The organism is Psychrobacter sp., assembly GCF_030454045.1.
Lineage (GTDB): Bacteria > Pseudomonadota > Gammaproteobacteria > Pseudomonadales > Moraxellaceae > Psychrobacter.
This window is the reverse complement of the sequence record NZ_JAKDJE010000132.1, coordinates 1-2,697: the sequence shown is the minus strand read 5'-3', so window position 1 is coordinate 2,697 and position 2,697 is coordinate 1. Positions and strand designations below refer to the sequence as shown.

The following is a 2,697-nucleotide window of genomic DNA, read 5'->3' as shown; positions in this document are numbered from 1 at the left end:
CTTCGGCTGTCACCCTTCTTTTATTACTCCAGCATACTTTTTGATACACCACCAATTACTTTTTATTTCATCCTATTTTTTGCAAAAGAATCTTATAAACACAAAAAAGCCCTCCTATTTAAGAGAGCTTTTTTAATGACTACCTAACTTTAGCTTATATGACTGCTTAGCTTATGGTAGCAAGTGTGCTACTGCGTCACGCTCTTCACTAAGCTCTTGCTCAGTGGCTGCCATTTTCTCTTTAGAGAAATCTGATGATACATCAACGCCGTCGACGATAGACCAGTCGCCATTCGTGCATGTGCATGGGAATGAGTAGATCAAACCTTCAGCAATGCCGTATTCGCCATTTGAGTAAACGCCCATAGATACCCAATCGTTCTCGTCAGTACCTAGTGCCCACGTACGCATGTGTGCAATCGCTGCATTGGCAGCAGAAGCGGCAGATGATGCACCGCGCGCTTTAATGATCGCAGCACCGCGTTGTTGTACTTCTGGGATATAAGTGTTTTCGTACCAGTCGCGATCTACTAGATCCAGTGCAGGCTTACCGTTTACTGTACAAGCGGTTAGATCTGGGTACTGAGTTGACGAATGGTTGCCCCAAATGATCATTTTCTTCACGTCATTTACAGTGCTGTCTGTCTTTTCAGCCAACTGTGCCATCGCACGGTTGTGGTCTAGACGAGTCATGGCAGTGAAGTTGCGTGGATCAAGATCTGGCGCATTGCGCTGAGCGATAAGGGCATTGGTGTTGGCAGGGTTACCGACGACCAATACTTTTACATCACGGCTAGCGACTTCGTTCAATGCTTTACCTTGTGCTGAGAAAATCGCAGCGTTGGCTTCTAGCAAATCTTTACGCTCCATACCTGGGCCACGAGGACGTGCGCCAACTAGCAAAGCATAATCAACATCTTTGAATGCGACATTGGCATCATCAGTTTGCACAATACCAGCTAGCAATGGGAATGCACAATCTTCTAATTCCATGACTACACCCTTCAGGGCGTCAAGCGCTGGCGTAATTTCAAGTAATTGCAAAATAACTGGCTGATCTTTACCTAGCATCTCGCCAGAGGCAATACGAAATAGCATCGCGTAGCTGATATTACCAGCGGCGCCAGTAACGGCAACACGTAAAGGCTGTTTCATTGACATTGAATACTCCCTAATTGTTGATGAGATAATGCTTAATTCTAATGGATGGTTATCGTTTTCGATATCGACTCGTTTGCCGCATGGCAGCATGTATAAACCGAGAGTTAGTGTAGCACTTCATTACAGCGACCGTCTAGATAGAGTCATAGACCCATCAGGGTCTATATTGTTACATTTTATACGTGAGGGGTTTTAGGTAGCTAAAAAGCTTACCAATAAAGCGATGTACGGTTGTATGATAGGGATGACGGTATGCAATATCATCATGATGTGTATAACTATAACCAGAAAAATGACATTCAAATAATGTCATTTTTAGTCAATAACGCCGAACATCATGCAAAGAAAAAAGATATAAAGACGAGGAAACATATCAAAAAAGGGTCAAATAAAAGCTATCTACCACCTGAGATGATAAACTGACCACCACAATTGTCTACCACATTGTGACATGTACCAAAACTGTTACCCTCATAGCACACATGGATGTCCGTCAATATAGACTGACGACGACTGCCTTCTTGACAAATAAGATCAATACTGCTCGATGACATCCCACTATTTAGGCGTGCCATTTGGCTGACGAATCGAGATTTAGAGACGGTATAACTATTACCCGTATTCAACTCTTTGGGCAGCTTTAAAGAGCTTGCGTAGTTTGTGATTTGACGAAAGTAATTACTAGCGCTCAATGGACTGCAGTTACCATAGCGGTGCCACGTTTGGCTACGTACGGTGGTATCAGGCATAATACGATTGACAACTTTCAACTGTAGTGGCGTTAGACGAGGCTCACTACCTCTGCCGCAGCGCTCACCATACCCCATATCCAGCCCTGATACGGTCAACGAATAACCCTCTAAGCACTGACGCATACGCGCTCTTGTGGGTTGTAGACTACATAATGCAGGCGTCATCTCAATCATCAATACACGCTGGCCTGTTTTGACGGAGCTGGCAGCATGTGCAGGTAACACAAGCAGGCCCTGTATCACTAGCAAGGCACCAAAACTTGCGGTAGCGCTCACTTTACTCATATGATGCCTACCTATCAAACCTGTACCGAACTGCACCAAGAGACTAGATGATTTAGTTATTGAGCTTGTGTCTGTTTTCATATCAGGTAATGAAGGCACCTGTATAAGTATAAGATGCTTCGTTTTAGATAATATGGACCGCTTAAAGTATTTTTTGATCATAAGGTTGCAGGCAGTTAGCAATGATAAAATAGGGACTATCACTTAAACCATTGCATTTAAAGCATTAAACACATATGAATCTAAGAACCAGAATAAAGAAGTGTGACAGTGTCACTAACGCAATGGTAACAAAATGTCTTTTTTAATCTATAGCAAAAACGTAAACATTGTCGTGTTCGTCAACAATTACAAAACTAAGTTCAGTATTTATGGTTCAGAGCACTAAGATTTGCTGCCATTTAGCCCATAAAAATAGACCACTAACTATAGAAAGCAAGTGATCTATTAGGGCGTGTTGAACATTCGACCATGGCACTGACAGCGACTATTTTTTAGG

At 42.8% G+C, this 2,697-nt stretch carries 2 protein-coding genes; both read right to left on the bottom strand.

Going from position 1 to position 2,697, the window contains the following annotated elements:
• Positions 1-171: 171 nt before the first annotated feature.
• Complete coding sequence (locus tag L0G63_RS13610; RefSeq protein WP_301451136.1) at positions 172-1,161, bottom strand: malate dehydrogenase; 990 nt, start codon at positions 1,159-1,161, stop codon at positions 172-174.
• A 395-nt stretch (positions 1,162-1,556) separates the two neighbouring features.
• Positions 1,557-2,198: a hypothetical protein gene (locus L0G63_RS13605; RefSeq protein ID WP_301451135.1), complete on the bottom strand. Its 642-nt coding sequence runs from the start codon at positions 2,196-2,198 to the stop codon at positions 1,557-1,559.
• Positions 2,199-2,697: the final 499 nt, after the last annotated feature.

Excerpts from the sequence above, each read along its gene's own strand:
- L0G63_RS13610 (WP_301451136.1), bottom strand. The coding sequence starts at position 1,161 with ATGTCAATGAAACAGCCTTTACGTGTTGCCGTTACTGGCGCCGCTGGT.
- L0G63_RS13605 (WP_301451135.1), bottom strand. The coding sequence starts at position 2,198 with ATGAGTAAAGTGAGCGCTACCGCAAGTTTTGGTGCCTTGCTAGTGATA.